Source organism: Algoriphagus boritolerans DSM 17298 = JCM 18970 (assembly GCF_900108085.1).
Taxonomy (GTDB): Bacteria; Bacteroidota; Bacteroidia; order Cytophagales; family Cyclobacteriaceae; genus Algoriphagus; species Algoriphagus boritolerans.
On record NZ_FNVR01000009.1, the window covers coordinates 117050 to 142542 of the forward strand.

A 25493-nucleotide genomic window follows, 5' to 3' on the forward strand; every position below is an offset into this window, starting at 1 on the left:
AAAAACAAATACTTATGAAAACACTAGAGATTATAGGGTTTAAAAGAGCAAATCTCGACAGTGCCGCTTTGAATGAAATCAGAGAAGCCGGTAATGTACCCTGCGTAGTTTACGGACCTGGCATCCCTGAGCAAATTCATTTTTACTCTCCTGCTATCTTATTCCGCGATTTGATTTACACTCCTGAAGTTCACTTGGTTGAGCTGAATATCGAAGGAACGATTGTAAAGGCAGTATTGAAGGAAGCACAATTTCATCCGGTCAGTGAAGTATTACTTCATGCTGACTTCATGGCTTATACAGAGGACAAAGCAATCAAATTTGAGATCCCGGTAAAAGTGACCGGTAGCTCTCCCGGTATCGCCAAAGGTGGTAAGCTGGAATTCAAGACCAGAAAACTAAAAGTAAAGGGTACCGCTTCAACTTTCCCTGATTTTATCACAGTGGATATTTCAGATCTAGACTTGGGTAAATCTTTCAAAGTAAATGAGCTGAAGCCTCAAGGTTTTGAAATTCTTACTTCTCCTAATGTATCCATCGTGACTGTGGGAATCCCAAGAGCACTCAGAGGCAAAAAAGGAGAGTAATCCAGCTAGCTCCAATTATCAAATCCTGCTCCAAACCGAGCAGGATTTTTTTATTTTCGAAAATTTCTAGACCTGTCAGGTATTGAAAACCTGACAGGTCTATATCCGCTTAAAATTCAAGTTTAAAATGAAATATCTAATCGTTGGATTGGGAAATATCGGCCCGGAATACGAACTCACCCGGCATAACATTGGCTTTTTGACCCTTGACAGACTTGCCGAAAAAGCAGGTGTGACTTGGAAAAGTGACCGACTGGCTTTTAAAAGTGAAATCAAACATAAAGGAAGAACGCTACACCTCATCAAGCCTACCACTTACATGAACCTGAGTGGAAAGGCTGTCAATTATTGGATAAAGGAGCTTGGGATTTCCAAAGAAAATATTCTTATCCTTGTCGATGACGTAGCTATTCCTTTTGGCAAACTTCGGATGAGAGTCAAAGGAAGTGCTGCCGGTCATAATGGGCTTAAAAATATCGAGGAGCTTACCGGTGGGCAGGATTATCCCAGACTTCGAATGGGAATTGGCAATGATTTTCCAAAAGGCAGACAGGTGGATTATGTCTTGGGAAGATTTACTCAAAGAGAATTTGACGAACTTCCGATGATGATGGACAAAGCAATTGAGATGATTTTGAGCTTTTGTACCATCGGTATCGCACAGACTATGACACAGTTTAACGATTGATTATTGAACAGATTTGGATTTGATCCAAGCAACCCATTTCTTTGCATCACTTCAGGAGACTGATTTATAAAGAAGAGGCGAGAGAATAGGCTCAATGACCCTCTGGCAACCATCACAAACTCGGGTGAAAGGTGCCAAATCCTACCCTCAGCGGGAACTATAAATTGGCAACATCAACTGCCTTACTTACTGGTTCGAATACTGTCTTTGGGAAAAATCTTTTTCAGTCCTGAACGTCAAAACTGTATTCAAACCACTGCTGTATGAGCCATTTCGAGACTGACGCTATCCGAATCCAAAACCGATCCAACGAGCGGGAGCACTCCTCCCCGATTTACCTGACTTCCAGTTTTACTTTTGAATCGGCCGAGGAAGCACGAGCGATGTTTGCGGATGAAATCCCCGGTAATATTTATTCCCGATATGCCAATCCCAATTCTTCTGAGTTGATTGCCAAAGTTTGTGCGGCAGAGGGAACTGAAGATGGCATCGCAACAGCCTCCGGAATGGCCGCCATGTTTGGAAGTATTGCAGCTTTACTTCAGCAGGGTGATCATATTTTAGCTTCCAGATCTTTGTTTGGTTCCACCCATCAATTGTTGACCCGCGTTTTTCCAAAATGGGGAATCACTTCGACCTATGGAGATATTTCAGATTACCTCAACTGGGAAAAACTCGTCCAGCCCAACACCAAAATGCTCTTCCTCGAGACACCATCCAATCCCGGACTGGAAATCATCGACTTGGAATGGGCAGGAAAGTTTGCAGCAGCACACAATTTGATACTTGTAGTGGACAATTGCTTTGCCACACCATACTTGCAGCAACCTGCCAAATGGGGTACACACATCGTCACCCATAGTGCAACCAAATACATCGATGGACAAGGGCGAGTCTTGGGGGGCCTTATTTTGGGTAAGCAGGAATTGATGAAAGAGGTACAGTTTTTTACTCGACATACGGGCCCTTCGATTTCCCCTTTCAACGCTTGGGTCTTAACCAAAAGCCTGGAAACATTGGCAGTCCGGATGGATCGACACTGCGAAAATGCTTTAAAAATAGCTCAATACTTCGAGGGAAATCCAGAATTGGATGGCGTAAAATATCCTTTTCTGCCCTCCCACCCACAGCATCATTTGGCAAAAAAACAAATGAAAGCAGGGGGAGGAATCATTACGCTCACGCTTAAAGGTGGATTAGCTCGTGCCCAGCGCTTTATCGATCAACTTGAGATGATCTCGATCACGCCAAATCTGGGGGATAGTCGCAGCATTGTCACGCATCCCGCGTCTACGACCCACAGTAAACTTTCAACGGAAGAAAGAGCTCGTGTGGGTATCAGTGATGGATTAATTAGACTTTCGGTAGGCCTGGAACATCATGAAGATATTCTGAGAGATGTGGAACGAGCCATAGAAAAGTCGAAGTGAATAGACAGTAAAAAAATATAAATCTTTCAAAGAGGACTATCTTCAAAAGCCATTTCCAAATTCAAATATTAATGATTGTGTATATCCGCTTTGTTACCAGTAGCCAAATTAAGTAAGGTTTGAAGTTCGATAAACCGTGCTGTGAACTGTGGACTGTCGTCTGTGGACGATTATCCGCCCCCATCCAAGCTCATTTTGATCTACTGGCAGGATTGCGGATAATCATATTAATGATTGACAAATTTGAAACATTAAGTAAGTTAAGGTCATTAAGAATAAAGTTTCATCCTCGCCGATAAAAATAAAGCCAAAAATGGCATTATAACCAAGTTCTTAATTTTCTTAATTTCTTAATGTTTTATTAGATCATTGGTTCAGCAATAGTTTTGATACAAACAACTCTTTTCAAACCTACAAAACCTTAGTGACGATTTGGTCAGACGAATTTAAGTACCGGGATTTACCAAGTCGTATGTTTGAGTTTGGGAAATGCTCGAATCACGTCACTTAAGCTTAATTGCCCGACCAAATGTCCGTCTTTTAAGACGGGAAACCTTCGGATTTTATGTTCCAAAAATTTCTGTGCTGCATCAAAAAGTGACATTCCCGGATCCAGTGAAATAACATTGGTACTCATGTATTCTTTTACTTTAGCCGGAAATCTGACCGTATTACTGTACTTACCCTTAATAATCTCTCCAAGGCAATCTACTTCTGAAATTATACCCACCAACGCTCCAGACTCATCCAACACCGGTGCTCCGGAGATTTTTCGTTTGGCAAGGACTTCCAGAACCTGATCAATCGTATCCTCTTCCAGAAAAGTGACCAAATTGGTACTCATGTGGTCTTTGACCAGAATCTGCTGAATCGGGGCTTTGGGTTCAACCTCTCTGACCCCCTGAAAACTTTTTACCATAGCTTAATTATTTCGGGAAGATAATAAGCTACTGATTTTTTAGAGAAAAAGAAATTAAAAAGTGAACATAAAATTATTTTCAAACTTTTATTTTGAATATATCAGATATACAATCATTTATTACTCTGGTTTCTCAAAACAACAAATGGCCTCCAATCTGAAGTTGGCTGTTTGTACAGCTCATCAAAGGCAAAAGTCCCAACTACAATATCGTGATCTCCATCACCATCCAAATCGCCTTTGGTGAGGGTCAACCAATTAAAATCCGGAGCATTGGCCAAGATAAACGGCTCAAAATCCGATTGCTTTTTCTGTCTGAAATAAATTAAATCCTGGCGGGGAAATTCTTTTCGGCTCGGAAAAAATGCAATGACAAACAAGTCCGGCATCCCATCCGCATCAAAATCCCCCACTTCCAATCCACTGGCACCATGAAGGGGATAAAACCAGCTTTCGGTGAACTTCCCTTTACCCTCATTTTCAAAAATCCGAACTCCATGGTAATACTTCAAAATCTGGGATTGATCCGCGTTGTCTCCGTTCACAAGAATCAAATCCGGTTTGCCATCTCCTGTCATATCCTCATAACGAAAATCACTCGACCCAAACGCAGGTTGGAATGCCAATAACACCCGCTCTCGAAATTTCCCGTTTCCTTCATTTTCAAAAAGAATAATGGACTCTTTGGCCTGAGTCATCAAAGCCAAAATATCCAAGTCACCATCTTCATCGAAATCCACCCCAATCGTCCGCCTTGCTCCGGGATCACTTTTCAGAATCACTTCTTCAAAACCCGTTGAACCGGAGAGGTAAAGGCTCAATTTGCCAAGATGATTTCCAAAGTGGGCGATTACCTGATCTTCAGTACCATCTGCGTTAAAATCCGCGAATTCGACATGTACTGGGCGCATGAGCTTTTCCCGGAGAGGATTTGAAGCCCAGGTCTTATTGAGCGGAGTGTAAGTCTGTAAAACCCCTATGGAATCGTTGGCAGGATCCATCAAACCCATAGACAGAAGTTCAAAATTCCCGTTGGACCTCCATTTTATTTCCACAGGCGCTACAGGTGTAGCAATGGAGTCCAATTGCTTAAAACCCTGCTTTGAATCAAGGACAAAAAGCGAACGAAAGCGATGTCCAAGCCATAAATTCCCGGTTTCAGGATGCACACGAACCATCGTGGTAAGACTTGGCCTGATAAATGAAAAGTCTGGGATTTCGAGTTCAAACCCCGGCATTCCACTTTTGGGAGCCACCTTTTCAGCTTGAGGAAGTGGTGACTCCGGTGCATTATCCAAATAATAGTCCAGGATTTTTGCCCAATTTTCTCGGGTAATGTATTGTGTTTTGGAATAAATCCCAGCCGGCACTCCCTCGTCCTCCGGAAGTGCAGTACCAAAATCCTCCTCCAAATACAGCCCCATGCGCTTTCGCATATCCGGCAGCACTTTGGTCTCCCAAGTGATTTTATCCATGACATCCGGCTCAGGTTTGACATGGCAAGCGGCACAATAGCCATTTGCCAATTGCTCCCCTGTCAAATCCAAGTCAGACTGAGCCAGTTGTTGCAAACTCGGCGGTGGCTGCTTTCGCTCTGAAATCGGCCCACAACTCCCACACAACAACCCAACAATCCAGAGATACTTTCGCATTTTTTAATTAGAGTACTGATCTAAATTCATTCACAACTTCCGGATCCACTCCAAATCGAAGCGAAAAATCCAAAGGCATGCCCGAAAAGGACAAGCCATCATTTATAAACTGATTCGGAGAAGATTTGGCCACTTTGCAGGATGCGTGGACCTCTTTCAAATAGCCGCTTTCTCTCAAGATCGGAACATGTTCTGCTTTAGTTCCTCCTCCAGGCATGATGATGATTCTATCTTGAGCCTTTTCCAAAAGATCTAAAACTACAGGTAGTCCTTCGGTCAGGGAGTTTTTTCCTCCTGAAGTAAGAATCCGCTGAAACCCCAGGTCAAGGATACGCTCAAGAGAATCCTCCAAATCCGAGGAGGCATCAAAGGCTCGATGAAAGGTACAAGGCTTACTCCCCGCAGTCCGGAGAAGCATTTTACAAGCCGACTCATCCACTTTTCCTTTCTCATCCAATATTCCAAATACAAACCCATCCGCTCCCAAATCAGTCAACAACTGAATATCTTGCTTCATGACGATTTGCTCATTTTGAGTGTACACAAAATCACCGCCTCGCGGACGAATCATCACAAAGACCGGTATAGCTACTTCACTTTTCAGGAAGCGAAGCATTCCAGCACTTGGGGTTTCTCCCCCTTCGGGAAAATTGGAACAAAGCTCCAATCGGTCAATTCCAAACTTTACAGCCTCTAAAGCAGCCTCTAAATTAAAAACCGGAGCTTCTAATAAAATCTTCTCCATCACTTAAAAATGACTTTTGGAATCCAGCAAGACATTTCCGGCAGCAGTGGCCTTGGCAAAGTTGAAACCTGGATGCACCGCGTAAGCACCTGTATCTCCATCCTTATTTATCGCCAGAAAACCGGCCTGAATGTCCTGAATATTTTTGCTTTTCCTCACCAGTCTCCGAACAGCTTCTTCGCAGGCTTCCTGCGGTGATCTCCCTTGACGCATCAATTCCACGATCAGGAAACTTCCGCAGATCCTAATAATCGTCTCACCCAAACCTGTGGCAGTAGCCGCACCTACTTCATCATCAACATATAAACCCGCCCCGATGATCGGGCTGTCCCCTACCCTTCCGTGCATTTTATAAGCCAAGCCACTAGTCGTACAGCTTCCGGCAAGTTTTCCATCGGCAGCTAATCCGATCATACCAATCGTATCGTGATTTTCGATATTGATGATGGGTTTGTATTGGCTAGTCACCTTCCATTTGTCGTATTCAATCCGGGCTTTTGGACTTAATTTTTCTTCTTCTAATGTAAATCCCTGTGCTATCGCAAATTGTCTAGCTCCTTCCCCGACCAGCATGACATGGGGAGTTTTTTCCATCACCGCTCTTGCCAATGTAATCGGATGCTTGATCTGACGGACAAAAGCCACCGAACCACAAGCCCCATCCCCCCTCATGATGGAGGCGTCCAGTGTGGTGATCCCCTCCCGATCCGGCAAGCCTTGTAGTCCAACGGATAAGTTTTCCATATCCAACTCGGTATCCCGAACGCCTGCCTCTACTGCGTCTAGAATACTGCCCGTTTCATTGAGTTTGACCCAAGCTGCTGCATTTGCAGGAACGCCATGATTCCAGGTGGAAAGTAGAAGTGGTTTTTCTCGCTGTGGGTCGAATTTTTCCAAGGATTGAGAAAATGCCCCGGCCAAACCGGGAAAAAATACGGCAGAACCCATCAGGCTTTGCTTAATAAACTTTCTTCTTTGAGACATTGAGACTATTTTTAGAACCGGGTTTCAAATTATCAATTTTGATCCAAAACAACCCACCATCCGTCCAAATCCTAAAAACTAATCCCATGCGCCCCTACCTTCTAAAAGAAGCCACCTGGAAAGATCTTAAAACATTTCGCTATGACTTAGCGGTCCTGCCATGGGGTGCTACGGAAGCCCATAATTATCACATGCCTTATGGCACAGATATTTATGAGGCGGATGCCATGAGCGCAGAAGGTGCAAGAAAAGCTTGGGAAAAAGGATCAAAAGTCGTGGTGCTTCCCACCATTCCGTTCGGTGTCAATACCGGTCAAAGCGACATTTACCTGGATATCAACATCTACCCAAGCACTCAGCAGGTTATTTTGACCGATATTATTGAAGTCCTTAACCGTCAAGGAATTAAAAAATTGCTCATCCTCAACAGCCATGGCGGAAATAATTTCCAGCCCATGCTTCGGGAATTAGGACTTAAATTTCCAGAAATGTTACTTTTTACTGCCAATTGGTTTCAGGCATTGGACAAATCCAAGTATTTTGAAGAAGCCGGTGACCATGCCGATGAGATGGAAACTGCTTTGATTCAATACTTACACCCTGAACTAATTTTGCCCGTAGAGGTGGCAGGAGATGGTGCGGAGCGAAAATCCGTGATCAAAGGGATTCGGGAAAAATGGGCCTGGGCCGAGCGAAAGTGGTCTCAGGTAACCGAAGACACTGGTATCGGAAATCCAAAAAAAGCCTCCCCTGAGAAAGGGAGGAGGTATTTCGAAGATATCACAGACAAAATCGCAGAATTGATCACCGATATATGCGACGTTAAACCGGGAGAACTTTACAAGTGATCAATTCCTGGTGAATATTCCAACCGGAGTCATTTCCCCTTTGTAATCAATCATAACGGCTGATTGGGTTCCCTTCGGCAGAATAACCTCCCTTGAAGATTGGGATCCAAATCCGGAACCTAAGCTCAAATCAAAGCGCTGCCGTTTTCCATTTTCAAGTTCGAGAATGAGTGCCATGGCTTCTTGCCCAAAAGAGAGCGTTTTGGCCTCTTGGTAGGTTGATTTGAAGGTGAGTAATTTTCCTCGATTTTGTGAAGCAAAATAGAGTGGTGCTCCTTGGGAAAAACCCACTTTTACCAGAGCTTTAGCGTCACCAGGCACTACAAATCCACTATCTCGGGCATTGACGGGCTCAAAATTCCCTTTCCCATCTCCGAGAAGAAGTAGTCCCACAGAAGCATCCAGCCTTCCAATGAAAATTTCATTTCCATAGTCATTGCCTACCATAAGAATATCAGAAAAACCATCACCGTTGATATCATCCGTGACAACTCCATAAGTTGGGGCTATTTGAGCGATTGTTGGTAATTCATGCACCTTAAACTTCCCATTGCCAAGATTCTCAGCCCAAATGGTCCGATCGTAATTTCCGGTAAGTATCACCACGTCCTTCTTTTCCTCTTCCGTAAAAAATGAGGCTTCTGTACTCAATGCAAAGTACTTATACCGATCAAATTTTCTTCTGAACATCGGGCTTTGCCCATTCAGGTCATCCCAAAAGTGACTGGGAAATGAATTATAAGTCCCTCCCTGTTTGTCTTTGTAATAAGCAAATGTCACTGGGTCTACACTCCCGTTGTTGTCAAAGTCTTTGGCATAGACTTTCACAGGTCTTTCAAAAGTAGGATGATGCGCATTATTTGCCCCCAAATTTCCTACTACAAAATCAGAATCCCCATCCTGGTCAAAATCCGCCGTCGCTATGGAATTCCACCAACCAAGATATTTTTCGAATCCGGTATCCTGTAGCTTTTCAAACTTATCTCCTTTATTCATGAAGATTGTAATGGGCATCAATTCACCCACGACGATAAGATCGACTTTTCCGTCTCCATCCACATCTGACCAAACTGCATCTGTCACCATTCCTACGTTCCGCAGTTCTGGGGCGATTTGATCGGTTACATCGGTCAACCGTCCATTTATATTTCGTAGCAGAAAGCTTTTTTCAGCCAAAGGAAACTTGCCAATAGGCGATCTGCCACCTACGAAAAGGTCCATAAATCCATCCCCGTCAAAGTCCGCACCTCGAACGGCACTGCCATTAGCTTTCACCGCTGAAAAGGTTTTATCCAAAGTAAATTGGCATTTTCCATCGTTTAGATAAATCCGATCTAGGTATTCTGCTGCATCTGGCAGGAATTCCGAACTTCCACTGACCAAATAGAGATCGAGGTCACCGTCATTATCCAGATCAAAAAGAAGAATGCCAGTTTCTTCAAAAATCGAATTCTCACCCGGGAGAAGCTCTTTTTGAATAAACTTACCGCCTTCCTGCTGTGCATACCAAACCGGAGCAAATCCTGAGGAGGAACCCACTACCAGATCTTCCAAGCCGTTCCCATCCAAATCTCCAACCGCCAGAGCGGGTCCAAACTGGGTCAATTTGTGCGGCAAAGTCCGCTGCACGTTGAAGTCAATTTTATCTACCTCCTGATGAATAAATGAAATTCCAATCTCATCAGCAACCTCAGTTAAGAATTTGGGAGAAGACTTTAAAGTCAATATGGCCACCGAATTACTTCCTCGCTGAGCAGAAGCGTAATCCACTTCAAGTACTTGATTGGATTTGATCTTGGAAAGTTTAGACTCCATGCCATCCGGCCAGATCACTGTTAGCTCTGCCACAGAACCAAGCGTATCCAGGCCAAAGTGAAGTATCGGTTCAACAGATGACATGTATCCTCTCGCCACTTGCATTTCCTGATATTGCAGGCTTTCAGCAGTTGGATTTAAAAGAACTTTTGCACCTAGCCCCTGAGGATTAGAAATAGAACCTTTCAACTTAACCCGCAGATAGTTTGGCTCCTTCTTTCCTGCATTCAATTTATTTTCAAAAACAAAGGCAGGGTCATTGATATTATTGACCACGTAATCCAAGTCCCCATCGCCATCCAAATCTACCAATGCTGCTCCGTTGGAAAAGGAAGGTTTATTTAATCCCCAAATTTCCCCGGCATCCTGAAAAGTTAAATCACCGGAGTTTTTGTACGCATAGTTTGGAATTTTTACAATAGGAATAGAATCCAACAATTGCCTTGTTGAGGCGATGTTTCCCACATCTGCCCGGTAATTGGCAAAATCCTTATCTGTAATATCACGTGGGAATCCATTGGTGACCAGCAAATCTCTAAGTCCATCATTGTCCACATCTCCGAAAAGCGGTGCCCAACTCCAATCGGTCTGGTAAACTCCGGCCATGAGGCCAATTTCTGAGAAAGGAATTCCCGGCCCATTGTTCAGATGAAGCATATTTCGGACATATTGATACTCATACCCGAATTGTTCATTGTTGAGGTAAGTTTGATAGACGTTTTTGCCAATGGTGGTCTTTTTTCTATAATTGTCCTCACCCAGCATGTCTATGGTAATCAAGTCCGGAAGACCATCATTATTAAAATCGGCGATATCCGAACCCATCGAAAACTGGCTTTGGTGCCTTAAATTCTCTTTAGTCTGATTGGAAAAAGTCCCATCCTGATTATTGATGTACAGAATGTCGTTGGTAATGTAATCGTTGCTGACATGGATATCCGGCCAGCCATCGTTATTTACATCCGCGACCAGCAATCCCAGCCCGAATCCTTCAAAGGTGATTCCGGCTTCAATCGTGACATTGGTGAACGTACCATCCCCGTTATTTCGATAGAAGCTGTCATTATTGATCGCCGAACCGTCCGTTACTTTTGGTCTGAAGTTGGTTGGCTTTGCGGTAAGCTGCTCATTGTTTAATACATAAAGATCGAGGTCACCATCCAAATCATAATCCACAAAAGCGGCCCCCATACTATTCCCGGGATCATCTAATCCGTATTCAGCGGCCGTTTCTTTGAAGGTAATCTGACCTGAAGCATCTTTGCCCTGATTGACAAACAAAAGGTTGTTCCGCTCTCCGGGACCTTTTTTCATTGCAGCAGCCACATAAATATCAGGCCACCCGTCATTGTTAATATCTACTATTACGCTGCCTGTACACCATTTATCTGCGGCCATTATACCTGCACTTTCGGAAATATCCTTGAATTTAAATTCGCCCTCATTCAGGTAAAGTCGATTGGAAACCTGATTTCCTGTAAAAAACAAATCAGGCAATCCATTTTGGTCAAAGTCCGCTATTGCTACGCCTCCTCCATTAAAAATATATTCATCCGTAAGAATATTGAATGAATCAGATTCGATGATTTCATTATTAAAACTAATTCCGGTTTGGTCAGGGGACCTCAATTCAAATAAAGTGGAATCTTTTTTACAGGAAGAAAAAAGAAAAACAAAGCATACTACTATTAAAATTAGACGGTACTTCATAGCGATTTTGGGAGATTTCTAGCAAAGTTGAAATTAGCATTTTCCGACTTGCAGAAAAAAGGTAAAGAAATAAAAGGCACAAAAAAAGGGAGGCAAAAGCCTCCCATTTAACTGTCTGATTACACTCAGAATATTAGAAACCTGGATTCTGAATTAATATATCAGGTTGAAGATCAATTTGGTTTTGTGGAATTGGCACCCATTTATACTTATCAGTGTATTTAGAACCACCAAGTGGCGCAGGAAGCTTCACTGCATCATAAGCAAAATAGAAGTCCAATTCGGCCTGGGCAGTACCCCAACGCTGAAGATCGTAGAATCTGTGACCTTCCATACCCAATTCAAGCAGTCTTTCATGTCGGACAGCTAGTCTTGCAGTATCAGCGTTAGTCCATGGTGCATCGTAAGTATTAATCACATAATTAGCAGCCATAGTACCGTCAGCTCTCATAATTTTAGAATTGATTGCTCGGGTTCTTACGCGGTTTACATATTCACGGGCTTTTTCCAATCCACCAGTTTCAATTTCTGCTTCAGCAGCCATCAAAAGCACATCAGCAAATCGGATAATCATAAAGTTGATACCGGTATATCCTGGAGTCCAAGATGAATTGTCTTGGAAAGAACCTTGCTCAGATCTGGCATAAACATATTTCTTTGGGGAATATGGTCCTCCATTGGCTTCATTACGAATCCAAGCATTTCCTGGGTGATCTTGCCAATCCAAATAGGGGATACCTCTTCTACCAACCGTATGATCCAACCGTGGATCCAAAGGACCGGCATCAGGAGTAAATGGCGCACCTGAAGCAATTCCAAAATCATTCTTCACTTCATTTGCAGGAGAATTGTAGGATTTATCCAATAATGGAAGACCATTGGCAGTTCTGAATGCATTTACAAACGTAAAGCTTGGCTGGAAGAATCCGCAGCAGTTGCCTGGACCAGATGGTCCGGTGTTGTAAGGAAAATTCAAATCAAACTCAGGATTTGCATTCAATACAGAACCTGTACCTGCCGCAGACTGATATGCCCATACAGACTCCTCATGGTTATCATTTGCTCCCCGGAACATATCATCATAGTAAGGAACCAGATCATACTTCAATCCATTGGAAGTAACGCCGTTTTCAATGACATCGGTAAACAAGGTCTTTGCCTCGGCAAACTTCTTCTGATACAAGTAAACTTTTGCCAAATATGCCTTAGCAGCCCATTGATTTACACGACCTACTTGAGGCTGTGTAGCTGGAAGGTTTGCAGCTGCATATTCGAAGTCTGCTTCAATAAACGGCCACAGTGACTTATCATTTTTAACTTCTTCCAATCCACTACCATAATCTACCGTCTCATCGATATACGGTGTTTGGTTGTAATCTCGAGCAAGTTCGAAATAGTAATGGGCTCTTAGGAATCTTGCCTGAGAAGATAGTCTAACTTTATCCGCATCGGTTACATCTGATCCTGCTTTTGTCAGCAACCTCAACACATTATTGGCTCTTGCAATCCCTTCGTAACAAACAGTATATTTTGATCCCATTTCACCACCAGCGGCATTGTTTTCGAATCGCTGGATTGGATTAATGGTACTAAAATCACCAGGGTCGGTTCCTTTGTTTGCCTCTCCCCCTCTGATACTCCCCCACACCCAGTTGGAAGGAGATCCTAACCTGTTTCCACGACCATTTACCTGGGAGTAGGCTGCGATCAAAGACGCATCCAAACCTGCCAATGATGACAATTGGGCTTCTGCCAATTGCCCCACCGGGGGCACTTCCAAGAATTCGTCGCTACAACTCACTGCTACCATCATCGCTGTGGATGCTAGTAGGGCGCCGATTTTTAATTTAAAATTGTTCATCTTTTTTAATCTATTATAGTTTCTATAACTCGATTCAAATTAAGTTGTTTGGATTAGAAGCTAAGGTTCAAACCAAACGTCCAACCACGGGTAACCGGATAGTTACCTACGTCAATACCGAATGTCAAATCGGCATCACCACCTACTGCCGGATCCAATCCTTCATAACCTGTCAAGGTAAACACGTTGTTTACAGAAGCAAATACTCTGGCTCTTTCCATTTTCAACTTAGTAAGCAAGCTGGCAGGCGCAGAATAACCCAAAGTAAGGTTTTGCAATCTCAAGTATGAACCGTCTTCCACGTAGAACGAGTTAGACACGTCAGAGGTAGAGAAGTTTGCAGTTCTTTCTACCACAGGGATTGTTGCATCTAGATTTTCAGGTGTCCAGGCGTCCTTCAAGCGATTTGAAATAGCGGCACCTTCGAAAGTCTGGAAGAAATCTGTAAACCACCTAGACTGGTTGAAAATTTCGTTACCAATTGAAGTATAGAAATACGCAGAAAGATCAAATCCTTTGTATCCAATGGTAAAGTTCATACCTCCGGTAAAATCAGGAACAGGACTACCCATGAATACACGGTCAGCAGCAGTAATCTCTCCATCGCCGTCTACGTCTTCAAATTTGAATCTGCCTGGTCCAGCTCCTGCTTGAGTAGCATGGGAGTTTACATCTTCCTGATTTCTGAACAATCCAACTACATTATAGCCAAAGAACGAAGAAAGTGGCTGTCCAACTGCATTTCGGATGGGCTCAATTCCCCTAAAACTTGGATTGACAGAAGTGATGAACTGCAAATCATTTGCAAGCGATACAATTTCATTCTTTAATATCGAACCTGTCACAGTCATTTCATAGGTGAAGTCTCCAGTCAAATTGCCTCGTGTACTTACCAAAAGGTCAAGACCACGATTCAACATTTCGCCAACGTTCACAGCCGGAGGTGCGGCATTAGAACCAGCAGTCAAAGGAATTGGAACAGTAAAGAGCAAGTCCTTGGTGTCTTTTTTCCACCAGTCAAAGATGACGTCCAAGCGGCCGTTGAAGAATGTACCGTCAAAACCGATATTTTGCGTAACGGCAGTCTCCCACTGAGCATTTGGGTTACCAATTCTTGATCTTCTGAAACCGATTTGAGCACCAGAGTTAGAACCTGTGATATCGTAAGATGATGCTCCGATATCTCCCGCAAACAGCGAGAATTGGTTGTTAGGATCTACGTTATTGGAGTTACCCATTTGACCCCAACCCCCACGGATTTTCAAATCATCAATCCAAGTTGCGCTCTGCAAGAAAGACTCCGAAGAAATTCTCCAAGCGGCTGAAAATGCAGGGAATACACCATATCTGGCGTTTTCACCGAATCTGGAAGAACCGTCACGTCTTACTACAGCACTGAAAATATACTTATCATTGTAGGTATATCTCAGCTGACCGAAGTATGAATTAAAGTTTACTCCTTTGAATTGGCTTGAGTTTACTTGTCTTGTTCCAACCGGTAAGTTAGAAATCGTGATGAAGTCAGGATCTTCTGAGAATGGATTTTGACCTACGGCGTTTATATTTCTACCTGCACCTGAATTCAAAGCTTCCTGACCCAACAAGACATTGAAGTCATGCTTGTCAATTTTCTTTTTATAGGCAAGAGTATTGGTAAACGTCCAACCAAAGGAAAATCCTCCACCTTCACCATATCCGAAAGCTGAGTTGTTCTCAGAGTTCTCATATTGAAGACGGGTATAATTCCAGAAGTAATTGTTATTGTACTGTCCACCTGCAGAAGTTCTGAAGGTTAAGTCGTCAATAATATCCCATTCTGCATAGACGTTACCAAAAGCAGCGGCATTAAATCCTCTGTTGTTCGCTTGTCCATCTCTATTTGCAATGGGGTTTCTTGGATTATTGAAACCTCTAGAAGCTGTACCGGCATAACCACCGAATTCGTCATATACCGGAATGATCGAAGGCATACGGAAGGCTTGAAGAATATCATTCTCATCGCGGGCGACTCCCCGTCCACCTGCACCACCGGTCTGACCTAATACCTGACGATAAGTACCCTGGAAGTTTTGACCTATTCTGATTCGTTTTGTTAAATCAAATTCAGAGTTGGCTCTCAGGGAATACCTTTTGAAATCGTTACCGATCACAATACCTTGTTGCTCCTGAACACCAAAGCCAATATAGAATCGGCTTGTCTCAGAACCACCGTTGAAGCCTAACGAATGTCTGTGCAATGCTGCTGGTGCAGTAAGTGCATCGTACCAATCCGTTCCTTCACCCGTTGCTGCTCTAGTTAGTTGTCTCACAGTTCCTTTTCTAGGATCGATGTTATACCACTCTCGCTGCTGCTCAATTTCAGCTGGTGTAAGTGGACCAGGCTGACCTGAAGCTACACCAAGTGCACCTGTTGTAGGATTTCTGGTAATCAAACTTAAATAATACGGCATCACTGGTGTAGAACCGTTACCAAATTGAGGGTGTCCGTAATTTAATGGTCTGTTTTGCAAAGTGGCAGTATTCCTTTCTGCCAACCATGTGTAGTCGGCATAATCCTGAGGATTCATCATATCCAATCCTGTACCCGGACCGGTCACCCCATACATGCCGTTGTAATCCACTCTAAGTTTCTTGTTTCTCGCACCACGTTTGGTAGTGTAGACAATCACACCGTTTGCAGCACGAGCACCATAGATAGAAGCAGCTGCAGCATCTTTCAATACCGTAGTTGACTCGATATCATCAGGATTCAAGAAGTCAGTAGAACCTGTAGGAACTCCATCCACGACATACAAAGGCTCGTTACCACCGAAGGCACCGAAACCACGAACGCGGATAATAGAAGTAGTACCCGGTTGACCGTTAGTGATCACGGTCACACCCGAAACACGTCCTTGAAGCGTCTGCTCAACGTTACCTGTAGGAATGACCGTCAGATCTTTAGGATTGACAGTAGAAATCGCACCCGTTGTTTCTCTTCTTGAATCGATAGAGTAACCCGTAACGACTAATTCTGTAAGCGTTCTTTCATCCGGTGCCATAGTTACATCAATGACACTTCTGGAACCGACCACTTGTTCGATGGCCGTGTATCCAATGAAAGAAAATACCAGGGTTGCCTGGTCATTTGGGACACTGAGGGAATATTTTCCGTCAATATCTGTTGCAGTACCTGTGGTAGTACCCTTGACAAGGATCGAAACCCCCGGAAGGCCTACTCCATATTCGTCCAGTACCGTACCCGAGACAGTTTTCTGCGCATAAGCAGCACTGCCGGAAAGTACCAAGAGCGTAAGGCACACACTTAGAAACTTGTAAACATTTTTCATAAACATAGATAGATTGGGTAACAAGATTAATCTCAAAAACTTGTTTGTTAATAGATTATGCAATCGTTTGCGATTATCCTTAAAATAACGACGATAAGAATTGCTTGATTTTCAAGCTTCGATCGCGATTTACCATGGCCAAAAGGACCTGCTTTTTAAAAACCAATAGGTTTGGTTGCATCGGATGATGCAGTTTGAGAGTAGGAAGAATTCTAAGTAAAATAGATCATAGGCTTGAATTTTGGGTTTAATTGTTAATTCTAAACCCTCAATGTTAAATAATCTAAAACAAATTTCAAACCTACTTGTCCAAATTAAAATTTGAATTTTTTCTGCCTAATGTGAATTCAGTCTTTCATTAGCTTATAATCTCTAATAAAAGGGTCGTAAAAATGTAAATTTTCGAAATTAAAAGTTGTTTACTTAAAAAAATCACAAAAAATAGGGCGATTTGTAATTTATCAAGAATAATTACAAATTCATTTTGACGAAATCCAAACAAAAAAATCTTCGCTTTCCCGAAGCTCTTCAAACAAGGGATCCTGAAAAGCCCGCTCCGACAACTGTCGATTCGCTTCAATAGCTTTTTTCAAATGGATCACTGCTACCTCTCGTTGGCCACTTGCCGCTGCAATCATCGCTAGTCCATAAAATCCGTAACCAAATGCTCTTCCCTGAACCACGGATTCCTCAAATGCAATAGTGGCATTTGCATAATCCTGAATCATAAAATAAGCTAGGCCTTTGTTGAAATAATCCTTTGGATCAGAGAATTGATAATCAAATCGCAGAGTCGCAAGTTTGTAGTCCCCTCTCAAAATATCCAAGGCGCCTTTCAAAGCTTCATTACGCATTAAAAAATCAGGATCTTTAGTTAAAGAAGAAGCCTCGGACAGCTTCAAATAGGCATCCCAAAAACTCCCTTCCAAAGCCAAAATTTGGCCTTGATTGTGAATCGTATATGGATTGGGTTCTATGCGGTAGGCCTGGGTCAAAAGCCGCTGAGCTTCCTCCCATAATATTTCCTTTGATTGCGGATCCAAAGTGCGCTGGGCCTGTCGCATTCTGACTACAGCCATGTTATTGTAAGGAAGTGCGGATCGGTAAAACTCGGTCATTTTTGAATAAATGACTGCCTTCTCTTCCAAACTCTGGCTCGCCTCGGCCGCCAAAGTCCACTCTTCAAAAGAAAGGGAATTAGTACCGTCTGATTTGGAAAGGGCTTCTTTTAAAAGCATGGACTGCTGCATATCCAAGCCCGCTCTTGGTTTCGCTGAAATTTCAATTTTAGCTACCCGAAGTTTAGGAAATAGGTCTTGTGAAACTTGAGCAAAACCGGGTACTTTTTTGAGCCTTTCATTTTGTTCCAAAAAGGATTCCTGATTCATCAGGATAGCATAGAGCTCATCTTTTCGGCTGGTCGATATTCCCTTGTAGTCTCTCAGGAGCAATCTCAGATCAAACCAATCATTCCGACGGGAATCGACCTTCAGCTGAGATTCCGGCAAGGAATTTAATCGAATACCGAGCGCTTCTTTTACAGACTCAGCCCGATTCATTCCCAGCGCACTATTGTTGCCTTCCCCGTTTTCCGGTGACTGAATTCCCGTGATTCTCATTTCTTGAATAGTTGGATTTGCTTCCAGAAAGGCATCCAGCTCTTGCAAGGTCTTCTGATTGGTCGAAGTTGACTTATAAGTTGAAGAACCCAAATCGAATTGAATGGAGAATTCCTGCTTACGAACAATTTCCCGATCTAAAATCCCCGAAGTAATAAACAGGCCTACAACGGGGATCGGTTCGTCGGGATACACTTCCCCCAACTTGACCATCAGTTGAGGTGTCATCACACCCCGGGCTAGTATTTTTTTCTCAGAGGGAGCATTGTTTTCTTTTCTACCCTGAAAAAAAGACAATTCCAAAACAGCACCGGACATCCAAGGCTCATATTTTAAAGCCACTCGCTTCTCATAAGCATAGCTTGAGACATTTTTCTTCAGATCAATTATTCCTAAGTCAACATTATTTTGCTCAGCCTTAAAAGAAAGACTTACCTTCGGATTCTTGGGAATTAGTACGGATTCAATCGGGATCAAACCTTTGACCGTAAAGCGGACTGAATCGCCCTCCAACTTTAATTTTTGGGGAGTTAGTTGCACTTCCTTCAAAAATCTGTTTTCAGGCACTATAATTGGTTTCGCTGAACCAGCGTACGAAAACATCAAAAACAGTAAACTAAGGATTCTAAACATTTCGCAGGAAAATTGAATTATAGCACTTGAAATCAAATTGTTTTATTTTTGCATTATCAAACCGCCACACTACCATGGAAAAACTGAAACTATTCTTCGAAGAACGTGCCTTTGGAGTATGCTCCCGTCTTGGAGAAAAACTAAACTTCCCGATTGATAGCATTCGTTTGTTTTTTATCTACTCATCTTTTGTGACGATGGGTTCGCCGATTATTCTCTATGTAAGTATGGCTATGATGATGAAAATCCGGAAATATTTCCGAAAAATGAACAACCCCGTATTATTTGATTAAAGTTGGCTAAATCGTCGCTTTCTTAAAATCAAGTAATTCCAAAATATAAACCGAACCGGACCTGAATTGGCAATTTCCATTTCAGGCTTTTTTAATCCTTTTTCAAGTAACTGACGTCCGTGCCAGAAGTCTATGTACCCATTAATTATGGCCATTGCGTATTTTTTCTGAGATTTCACCAAATATCCAAGAGCTGCTAAGCTCTCCAATATCGCCTTTGCCAAAATTATTCCAGTATACTTTAACCCTTGAACATTTTTATAAATCATACTGAGACTGTTTCTGATATTCAGGTAAAGTTTGCGCGGATTAGACCGATCCAACGTTGCTCCACCTTGGTGAAAAACGGTCACGGATCCCAAATACCCGATTTTTCTACCGGACTTTCTCATCCTCCAGCATAGATCCACCTCCTCCATGTGTGCGAAAAAATGGGCATCAAACCCACCCTGATCAAAAAAATCGGCCGTTCTGATTATTAAACAAGCCCCCGACGCCCAATCCACCTGAATGGCATCATCGTATTGTCCGTGATCTGTTTCCAAAACATTCCAAATTCTTCCCCGGCAATAAGGATAGCCTAAATCATCCAAAAATCCACCACCGGCACCGGCATAATCAAAGGTCTTACGATCTTGCCAGGATAAAATCTTGGGTTGCAGTGCCGCGAAGTCCGGATTCTTTTCTAACCAAGCGACCAAATCCAAATCCCAGCTTTGAGTCACTTCTACATCGGAATTCAAAAGAATGAAAAATTCATACTTCCCTCTCAGCTCCTCCAATCCCCAATTATAACCACCGGCATAACCAAAGTTGGAGTCAAGGGTAATCAATTTGATCTCCGGAAAATTTTCTTTTAAAAAAACAACCGAATCATCTGAGCTTGCATTGTCAATAACCCAACAGTCAAACGCACTGTACATGAGCACAGAAGGTAAGAAAGTAGGCAAAACCTGCCTCCCGTTGTAATTTAAAATGACGATTGCGGCCTTGTTCATACACTTATGAATTTTTCAACAATGACCAAACCTGCAAGGAGGCAGACAAGCAGAAGTCAGAGCGATTGCCAACCATTCTAAGGTTGATTTTTTCCGAATTTATCCAAACATACTTCCCAAATCCATTCCCGGGATATTTGGGATCATTCCTTCGGTAGCTGATTTCATTTCAGCTTTGATCTTGACATCGATCGCTTCCATCGCCTTGTTGGTAGCTGCGACGATTAGGTCGCTGAGCATTTCTTTATCGTTGGCGTTGAGAAGGGACTCATCCATGTCTATCTTTAAAACTTTTCGATCCCCATTGACAAGGACCTTGACCAGTCCGGCGCCTGACTCCCCTTCTGCTGTCAGATGGACTAACCGCGCCTGGGTTTCCTTTATTTTCGCTTGGGCTTCCTTCACTTTGCCCATCATTCCCATAATATCAAACATAGCTTATGTATTTTATTTTAAATTCTTTACTGATTGTAAGTGTTAATGACCCAATAATAACTGGTGTTTACTAATGGATTTTTTTAGCACGCTTGAACCTTCTTCTCTTATTCTTGCAACATTTTCGAAATCAAGTAAGTAAGAAGTATTATCCAAACCCAACAACACCATGAAAACGATACAACTAATCGAAAAAGAAAATATTTCCAATCTGACTTTTTCAAAAACAGACGTGATTTTCGACCCAGATAAACAAAAGAAACGAATGTCCGACCTCTATAGATCTCAAACACTGGGAAACCTACTCCAGACAAAGGTCAAAATCACTTTCGAAACAGCAGACCATCAAACCTACCAGGTTGAAACCACAGTTTGGGCCGTGGGTGACAGTTTTGTAGCACTGAAAGGAGGCAAGTACTTACCCATTCGATCTATTATTCAAGTTGATTAACAAACCAGCTTTATTGCTTCATTTACAGACAGCTTCTGTTGCTCACCGGAACCCATATTTTTAACGGAAACCCCACCGGAGAGAATTTCATCCCCTCCACAAACTCCTACAAAAGGAATTCCTTTTTTATTGGCAAAATCAAACTGCTTCTGAATTTTTGCCTGATTGGGATAAATCTCTGTCTTGATTCCCGCTTTGCGAAATTGATTCAGTAATCCAAGGGCATATTGAAAACCACTCTGATCAAAATAGGTCAGGAGCAATCTTGTACTCGTGTGACTTTCCGCAGGAAACAAATCCAACTCTTCCATCACGTCATACAATCGGTCTACTCCAAAGGAAAAACCAACACCTGACACCCCGGAAAGCCCAAATACACCCGTCAGGTTATCGTATCGTCCACCTCCACTCACCGAACCAATAGCAACATGATGAACTTTCACCTCGAAAATCGCTCCTGTGTAGTAGGATAAGCCCCTGGCCAGCATGATGTCAAAATCGATATGATCAAGATTTTCTCCCATTTGGGAAAGGATCTCAAAGGTCTGTTCGAGCTCTTCCACTCCTTTCAGCCCTGTTTCGGAGGTTTTCAGAAATTGTCTTAAAAACCCAATTTTTCCCGTCAAATCACTTTCCAGAGCAACCAGGGGGGCCAGTTTATCAAGAGATTCTTCACCAAATCCACGGAGAGTCAGTTCCTCTTTGACCTTTTCCCAGCCTATTTTGTCCAATTTATCAATCGCCACGCAAAGCGGACCTTCTTTTCCTTCTTCTCCTATCGCTTCCGATATTCCTGTCAGAATTTTCCGGTTGTTGATTTTGATGCTGTAGTCGTCCAAGCTGAGTTTTTCAAAAACCCGACGGATCATCAGAATGATTTCTGCTTCGCATACGAGGCCATCTGTCCCGACTACATCGGCGTCACATTGGTAAAATTCCCGGTATCTTCCCTTTTGTGGACGATCTGCCCGCCACACAGGCTGGATTTGGAAACGTTTGAAAGGAAAGGTCAATTCATTCCGATTCATTACCACATACCGGGCAAAAGGAACCGTCAAATCATAGCGAAGGCCTTTTTCAGACACTTTATTCAAAACAGAGGCAGACCCCTTTTCCAAATCCAGGGTACTCACATCCTTGATGAAATCCCCACTATTTAGGATTTTGAAAAGCAATTGATCTCCCTCATCTCCATATTTACCTGTCAGGGTACTGAGATTTTCCATGGCGGGAGTCTCGATCTGCTGATAGCCAAAAAGCTGAAAAGTATCCTTGATTGTATCCAAAATATAGGTTCTTCGGGCCATCTGCAAGGGCCCAAAATCTCGGGTGCCTTTTGGCAAACTCGGCTTTTGCATGGGTGATTTTTGGTAATTGAAGTTCAAATTTATCTAAAAATCACCAAACACCTGATTAAATCCTGCTCGAATAAAGGAATAAAATCCAAAGTTTTGTAGGCGGAAAAGAATTGTTTCTTTACATTTGCACTTCGTTTCGAATTCGAGAAAATTAAAACATATACTCCCATGGCAGTAACTACACTGAAGAGAAAACTGAAAAGAAAAAGACAAGGACAGACTGCACGCGTGATTAAAATCAAGCAGTTAAGTGCTAAGCCAGTAATTAAAAACGTAGACGTAGAGGCTATCAAGGCTTCTTTCGCCAAGTAATAAAGTCTTTTTGAAGATAAAGATAAAAAAGGCGACCGACGGTCGCCTTTTTTATTGCCTTTATTCTCAAAAAGAAACCTATTTGATTCGCTCTTTTTGAAGTCTTTCATACTCCTCAAGCAAAGCAATAAGCTTGATCCGGACGTGTTTGTCCGAGATATCCAAGCCCATAGCCGAGAATTGGGATGTGATAAATTTCAGCGCATTGTAGGGTGTCACCTGAACTTTGTTGAATGCGGCCTCCTCCGGGGTTAAGATATTATTGTACATGTCCATCAGCACATAGCCACGGTCAGATGTTCGCAAGACTTCAAGAGCCTTGTCGATTACGGAATTCCAGTTCATCGGTAGTATTAGTTTAGTCTGGGTAAAGCCTGAAATATCGGCTCCATGAAATGAAATGAATTAAGCGGATTAAAATTAACAGGATTAATCACTTTAATTGTATCTACTCCCTGAACAATCCTCAAAAAGAACCAAATCAGTCATCTTTTTTACAAATCCTCATTCGCAAACGCCTGATTTACTTAAAATTCATATATTTGTCACACTAACTATTGGTATGACACAAGAACTGTTTGCTCGGTATTCCTTCCTGCTCGATCGTACTGCTCGAAAGGTGAAGCAATATGCCCAACATCAGTTTAAGACTGGAGAATTCGATGTTACGGTAGATCAATGGCTGGTATTGAAAAACCTTTCTGAAAACGAACTGTTAAGCCAAACGGAATTGGCCAATCTCGTTTTCAAAGATCACCCCACCCTAACACGGATCATTGATTTGCTCTGCAAAAAAGGATACGTGGAGCGGATTCCACATCCCCAGGACAGGAGAAGTTTTCAGCTTCATTTGACTAATTCAGGCTTGGAAAAAGTCGGTGAACTGAAACCTAAAATTCTAGAGATCAGGGAAAAAGCTTGGGAAAATCTGACCCCAAAAGATTTTGAGGAGTTCAAGCGGATTTTGGATACCATTTATAAAAATCTGGATGGGCATCCCATCGAAGAATAAAAATATTTAGCATACTAATTATATTTGTACGAACAATTTGGAATTTATGTGGGTTAAAGCCCAAAAATCATGAACACTAACACAATCCATACTGACCTTTGCATAATCGGAGCCGGCCCGGTTGGGCTGTTTGCTGTTTTTGAAGCAGGATTGCTCAAGATGAGATGTCACCTGATCGATGCCCTACCACAGGTGGGAGGTCAGCTTTCCGAGATTTATCCCCAAAAACCGATTTATGATATTCCGGGATATCCTGAAGTGAAAGCGCAGGATTTGGTTGACAACCTAATGGAGCAGGCAAAGCCATTTCAGCCTACTTTCACTCTTGGCGAGCGTGTAGATCACTTGGACAGGCAAGCAGATGGAAGTTTTATCGTAACTACCAGCGATCGAACACATGTTCATTGTCAGGTAGTCATCATTGCGGGCGGATTGGGTTGCTTTGAGCCCAGAAAGCCTGTTTTGACCAACTTGGAACAGTTTGAAGGAAAAGGAATCAGCTACATGGTGAAAAATCCGGAAACTTTCCGGGACAAAAATGTGGTGATCGCCGGTGGTGGAGATTCAGCGCTTGATTGGACCATTTTTCTCGCAAAAGTATCAAAGCGCGTAACACTCGTGCACCGAAATGAAACCTTCCGAGGTGCACCTGATTCTGCTGCCAAAGTATTCGACTTGGCAAATCGTGGCAAAATCGATTTGATCCTGTCGGCCAACCTGAAAGAAGTAACAGGAAACGGAAGTCTTGAAAAGGTGATTTTAGAGGACAAATACAAGCAAGATCTCAGTATCGATGCAGATTACCTGATTCCACTTTTTGGGCTTAGCCCAAAACTGGGACCCATCGCTGACTGGGGCTTGAGTATTGACAAAAATGCCATTGAAGTAGACACTCGTGACTACTCAACCGGGGTGGAGCGAATCTACGCCATCGGGGATATCAATACCTATCCCGGCAAGTTAAAGCTCATTCTTTGCGGATTCCATGAGGCGGCCATCATGATGCACTCAGCCTTCAAATACGTTTATCCAGACCAAAAACTCAGCTTCAAATACACCACTGTCAACGGTGTAAACGCATTCTAACCATTCCTCCCCAGCCATGATCAAATTCACTGTAGAAGACCAAGAAGGCAATCGCCAAGAAATCGAAGCGCCGGATGATATGGGCTTCAGCCTGATGGAAATCCTGAAGGCTTCCGAATATCCAGTTTTGGCAACCTGTGGGGGAATGGCCCTTTGTGCTACCTGTCATGTGGAAGTGTTGGAAGGCAAAGACGGTTTAGGCGATGCCACAGACATCGAGCTTGATCAACTGGAAAACCTGCCGGAATACTTCCCTACCTCTCGCCTTGCCTGCCAGATCCGAATCGGAGATATTCTAGAAGGTGCAGTGGTGAAGCTGAGAGGGGAAGACGTTGTCTAAAAAGTATCAAGTAACTAGAGATTAGTATCAAGATTTAGAAACGAGAAACAAGAGACTAGATTAAAGGAAACCACTCTGAGACGAGGCCACTGAAAAAGTAGCTAAAATTGAAGGTAAAATTTTGAGAGCGATTAGGTCACGGACAAGAGTGACTTAGTCGCTTTCTTTTTTTTCGCCGCTTGCTTTTAAATTTTCTCTATAAAAAGCCTATACTGAGCTAATTTTGATGATTTTCAGCGATTGTAAACTATTTTTTGATTATAACTGGGCTAGTTTTAAGATTCTTTTAACATTGACGGTGAATAAAGCTATGGCGGCTTGCATTTCCATGTTATTTATCCCGTAAGCTATTGCCCTTCCAAATCCATGTGCGTTTTTTAACTCTCCG

At 42.7% G+C, this 25493-nt stretch carries 22 protein-coding genes and 1 riboswitch; of the genes, 10 read left to right on the forward strand and 12 right to left on the reverse strand.

The annotated features are described in order from the left end of the window. Positions 1-14 precede the first annotated feature (14 nt). The 3 genes from C4S61_RS10420 (at position 15) to C4S61_RS10430 (ending at position 2705) form a co-directional block, all read left to right on the forward strand. Positions 15-587 (forward strand): 50S ribosomal protein L25/general stress protein Ctc, encoded by a 573-nt coding sequence (locus tag C4S61_RS10420; RefSeq protein WP_103924742.1) that lies wholly within the window; start codon positions 15-17, stop codon positions 585-587. Positions 588-714: 127 nt separating this feature from the next. Next, a complete protein-coding gene (pth, locus tag C4S61_RS10425; RefSeq protein WP_103924743.1) occupies positions 715-1275 on the forward strand; it encodes an aminoacyl-tRNA hydrolase in 561 nt (186 codons plus the stop codon). A 61-nt stretch (positions 1276-1336) separates the two neighbouring features. Then, positions 1337-1441: riboswitch (SAM riboswitch) on the forward strand. A gap of 97 nt (positions 1442-1538) precedes the next feature. Further along, on the forward strand, positions 1539-2705 hold the full coding sequence (locus C4S61_RS10430) for a trans-sulfuration enzyme family protein (protein WP_103924744.1): 1167 nt from the start codon (positions 1539-1541) through the stop codon (positions 2703-2705). A 460-nt stretch (positions 2706-3165) separates the two neighbouring features. On the opposite strand, the gene C4S61_RS10435 is transcribed toward C4S61_RS10430, so the two are convergent. From C4S61_RS10435 to C4S61_RS10450, 4 genes are all read right to left on the reverse strand, one after another. Further along, a complete protein-coding gene (locus C4S61_RS10435; RefSeq protein ID WP_103924745.1) occupies positions 3166-3624 on the reverse strand; it encodes a CBS domain-containing protein in 459 nt (152 codons plus the stop codon). Between the two features lie 113 nt (positions 3625-3737). Beyond that, positions 3738-5276 carry an FG-GAP repeat domain-containing protein gene (locus C4S61_RS10440; RefSeq protein ID WP_103924746.1) on the reverse strand — a complete coding sequence of 513 codons (1539 nt, stop codon included), beginning with the start codon at positions 5274-5276 and terminating at the stop codon, positions 3738-3740. Positions 5277-5283: 7 nt separating this feature from the next. Further along, a complete protein-coding gene (locus C4S61_RS10445) occupies positions 5284-6021 on the reverse strand; it encodes a copper homeostasis protein CutC (RefSeq protein WP_103924747.1) in 738 nt (245 codons plus the stop codon). Between the two features lie 3 nt (positions 6022-6024). Further along, positions 6025-7005: an isoaspartyl peptidase/L-asparaginase family protein gene (locus C4S61_RS10450; RefSeq protein ID WP_103924748.1), complete on the reverse strand. Its 981-nt coding sequence runs from the start codon at positions 7003-7005 to the stop codon at positions 6025-6027. 86 nt (positions 7006-7091) lie between these two features. On the opposite strand from C4S61_RS10450, the gene C4S61_RS10455 reads away from it, so the two are divergent. Further along, the gene (locus tag C4S61_RS10455) at positions 7092-7853 is read left to right on the forward strand and encodes a creatininase family protein (protein WP_103924749.1); all 762 of its coding nucleotides are present in this window, start codon (positions 7092-7094) and stop codon (positions 7851-7853) included. On the opposite strand, the gene C4S61_RS10460 is transcribed toward C4S61_RS10455, so the two are convergent. The 4 genes from C4S61_RS10460 to C4S61_RS10475 all read right to left on the reverse strand — a co-directional run bounded on the left by C4S61_RS10460 (position 7854) and on the right by C4S61_RS10475 (position 18820). Next, positions 7854-11378, reverse strand: a complete 3525-nt coding sequence (locus tag C4S61_RS10460) for an FG-GAP-like repeat-containing protein (protein WP_103924750.1) — start codon at positions 11376-11378, stop codon at positions 7854-7856. 133 nt (positions 11379-11511) lie between these two features. After that, positions 11512-13239 carry a RagB/SusD family nutrient uptake outer membrane protein gene (locus C4S61_RS10465; RefSeq protein WP_103924751.1) on the reverse strand — a complete coding sequence of 576 codons (1728 nt, stop codon included), beginning with the start codon at positions 13237-13239 and terminating at the stop codon, positions 11512-11514. 53 nt (positions 13240-13292) lie between these two features. After that, positions 13293-16574, reverse strand: coding sequence for a SusC/RagA family TonB-linked outer membrane protein (locus C4S61_RS10470; RefSeq protein WP_103924752.1), 3282 nt, complete (start codon positions 16572-16574; stop codon positions 13293-13295). Positions 16575-17047: 473 nt separating this feature from the next. Then, a complete protein-coding gene (locus C4S61_RS10475) occupies positions 17048-18820 on the reverse strand; it encodes a TPR end-of-group domain-containing protein (protein WP_146064378.1) in 1773 nt (590 codons plus the stop codon). A gap of 74 nt (positions 18821-18894) precedes the next feature. On the opposite strand from C4S61_RS10475, the gene C4S61_RS10480 reads away from it, so the two are divergent. Next, entirely contained in the window at positions 18895-19113 is a 219-nt protein-coding gene (locus C4S61_RS10480; protein ID WP_103924754.1) for a PspC domain-containing protein, read from the forward strand. Here C4S61_RS10480 and C4S61_RS10485 read toward each other — a convergent pair. Then, the gene (locus tag C4S61_RS10485) at positions 19110-20111 is read right to left on the reverse strand and encodes a glycosyltransferase family 2 protein (RefSeq protein ID WP_103924755.1); all 1002 of its coding nucleotides are present in this window, start codon (positions 20109-20111) and stop codon (positions 19110-19112) included. The genes C4S61_RS10480 and C4S61_RS10485 overlap by 4 nt on opposite strands. A gap of 99 nt (positions 20112-20210) precedes the next feature. Continuing rightward, a complete protein-coding gene (locus C4S61_RS10490) occupies positions 20211-20546 on the reverse strand; it encodes a YbaB/EbfC family nucleoid-associated protein (RefSeq protein WP_103924756.1) in 336 nt (111 codons plus the stop codon). A gap of 169 nt (positions 20547-20715) precedes the next feature. Here C4S61_RS10490 and C4S61_RS10495 point away from each other — a divergent pair, with 169 nt between their 5' ends. Continuing rightward, positions 20716-20997: a hypothetical protein gene (locus tag C4S61_RS10495; protein WP_103924757.1), complete on the forward strand. Its 282-nt coding sequence runs from the start codon at positions 20716-20718 to the stop codon at positions 20995-20997. On the opposite strand, the gene hisS is transcribed toward C4S61_RS10495, so the two are convergent. Continuing rightward, positions 20994-22355, reverse strand: a complete 1362-nt coding sequence (gene hisS / locus C4S61_RS10500) for a histidine--tRNA ligase (RefSeq protein WP_103924758.1) — start codon at positions 22353-22355, stop codon at positions 20994-20996. The genes C4S61_RS10495 and hisS overlap by 4 nt on opposite strands. 168 nt (positions 22356-22523) lie before the next feature. On the opposite strand from hisS, the gene C4S61_RS22065 reads away from it, so the two are divergent. Continuing rightward, a complete protein-coding gene (locus C4S61_RS22065; RefSeq protein ID WP_200820564.1) occupies positions 22524-22667 on the forward strand; it encodes a hypothetical protein in 144 nt (47 codons plus the stop codon). 78 nt (positions 22668-22745) lie between these two features. On the opposite strand, the gene C4S61_RS10505 is transcribed toward C4S61_RS22065, so the two are convergent. Next, positions 22746-23012, reverse strand: coding sequence for a hypothetical protein (locus tag C4S61_RS10505; RefSeq protein ID WP_103924759.1), 267 nt, complete (start codon positions 23010-23012; stop codon positions 22746-22748). Between the two features lie 217 nt (positions 23013-23229). Here C4S61_RS10505 and C4S61_RS10510 point away from each other — a divergent pair, with 217 nt between their 5' ends. From C4S61_RS10510 to C4S61_RS10520, 3 genes are all read left to right on the forward strand, one after another. Beyond that, positions 23230-23679 (forward strand): MarR family winged helix-turn-helix transcriptional regulator, encoded by a 450-nt coding sequence (locus C4S61_RS10510; RefSeq protein WP_103924760.1) that lies wholly within the window; start codon positions 23230-23232, stop codon positions 23677-23679. Positions 23680-23748: 69 nt separating this feature from the next. After that, positions 23749-24765 carry an NAD(P)/FAD-dependent oxidoreductase gene (locus C4S61_RS10515; RefSeq protein WP_103924761.1) on the forward strand — a complete coding sequence of 339 codons (1017 nt, stop codon included), beginning with the start codon at positions 23749-23751 and terminating at the stop codon, positions 24763-24765. 16 nt (positions 24766-24781) lie between these two features. Beyond that, a complete protein-coding gene (locus C4S61_RS10520; RefSeq protein ID WP_103924762.1) occupies positions 24782-25105 on the forward strand; it encodes a 2Fe-2S iron-sulfur cluster-binding protein in 324 nt (107 codons plus the stop codon). Positions 25106-25493 lie beyond the last annotated feature (388 nt).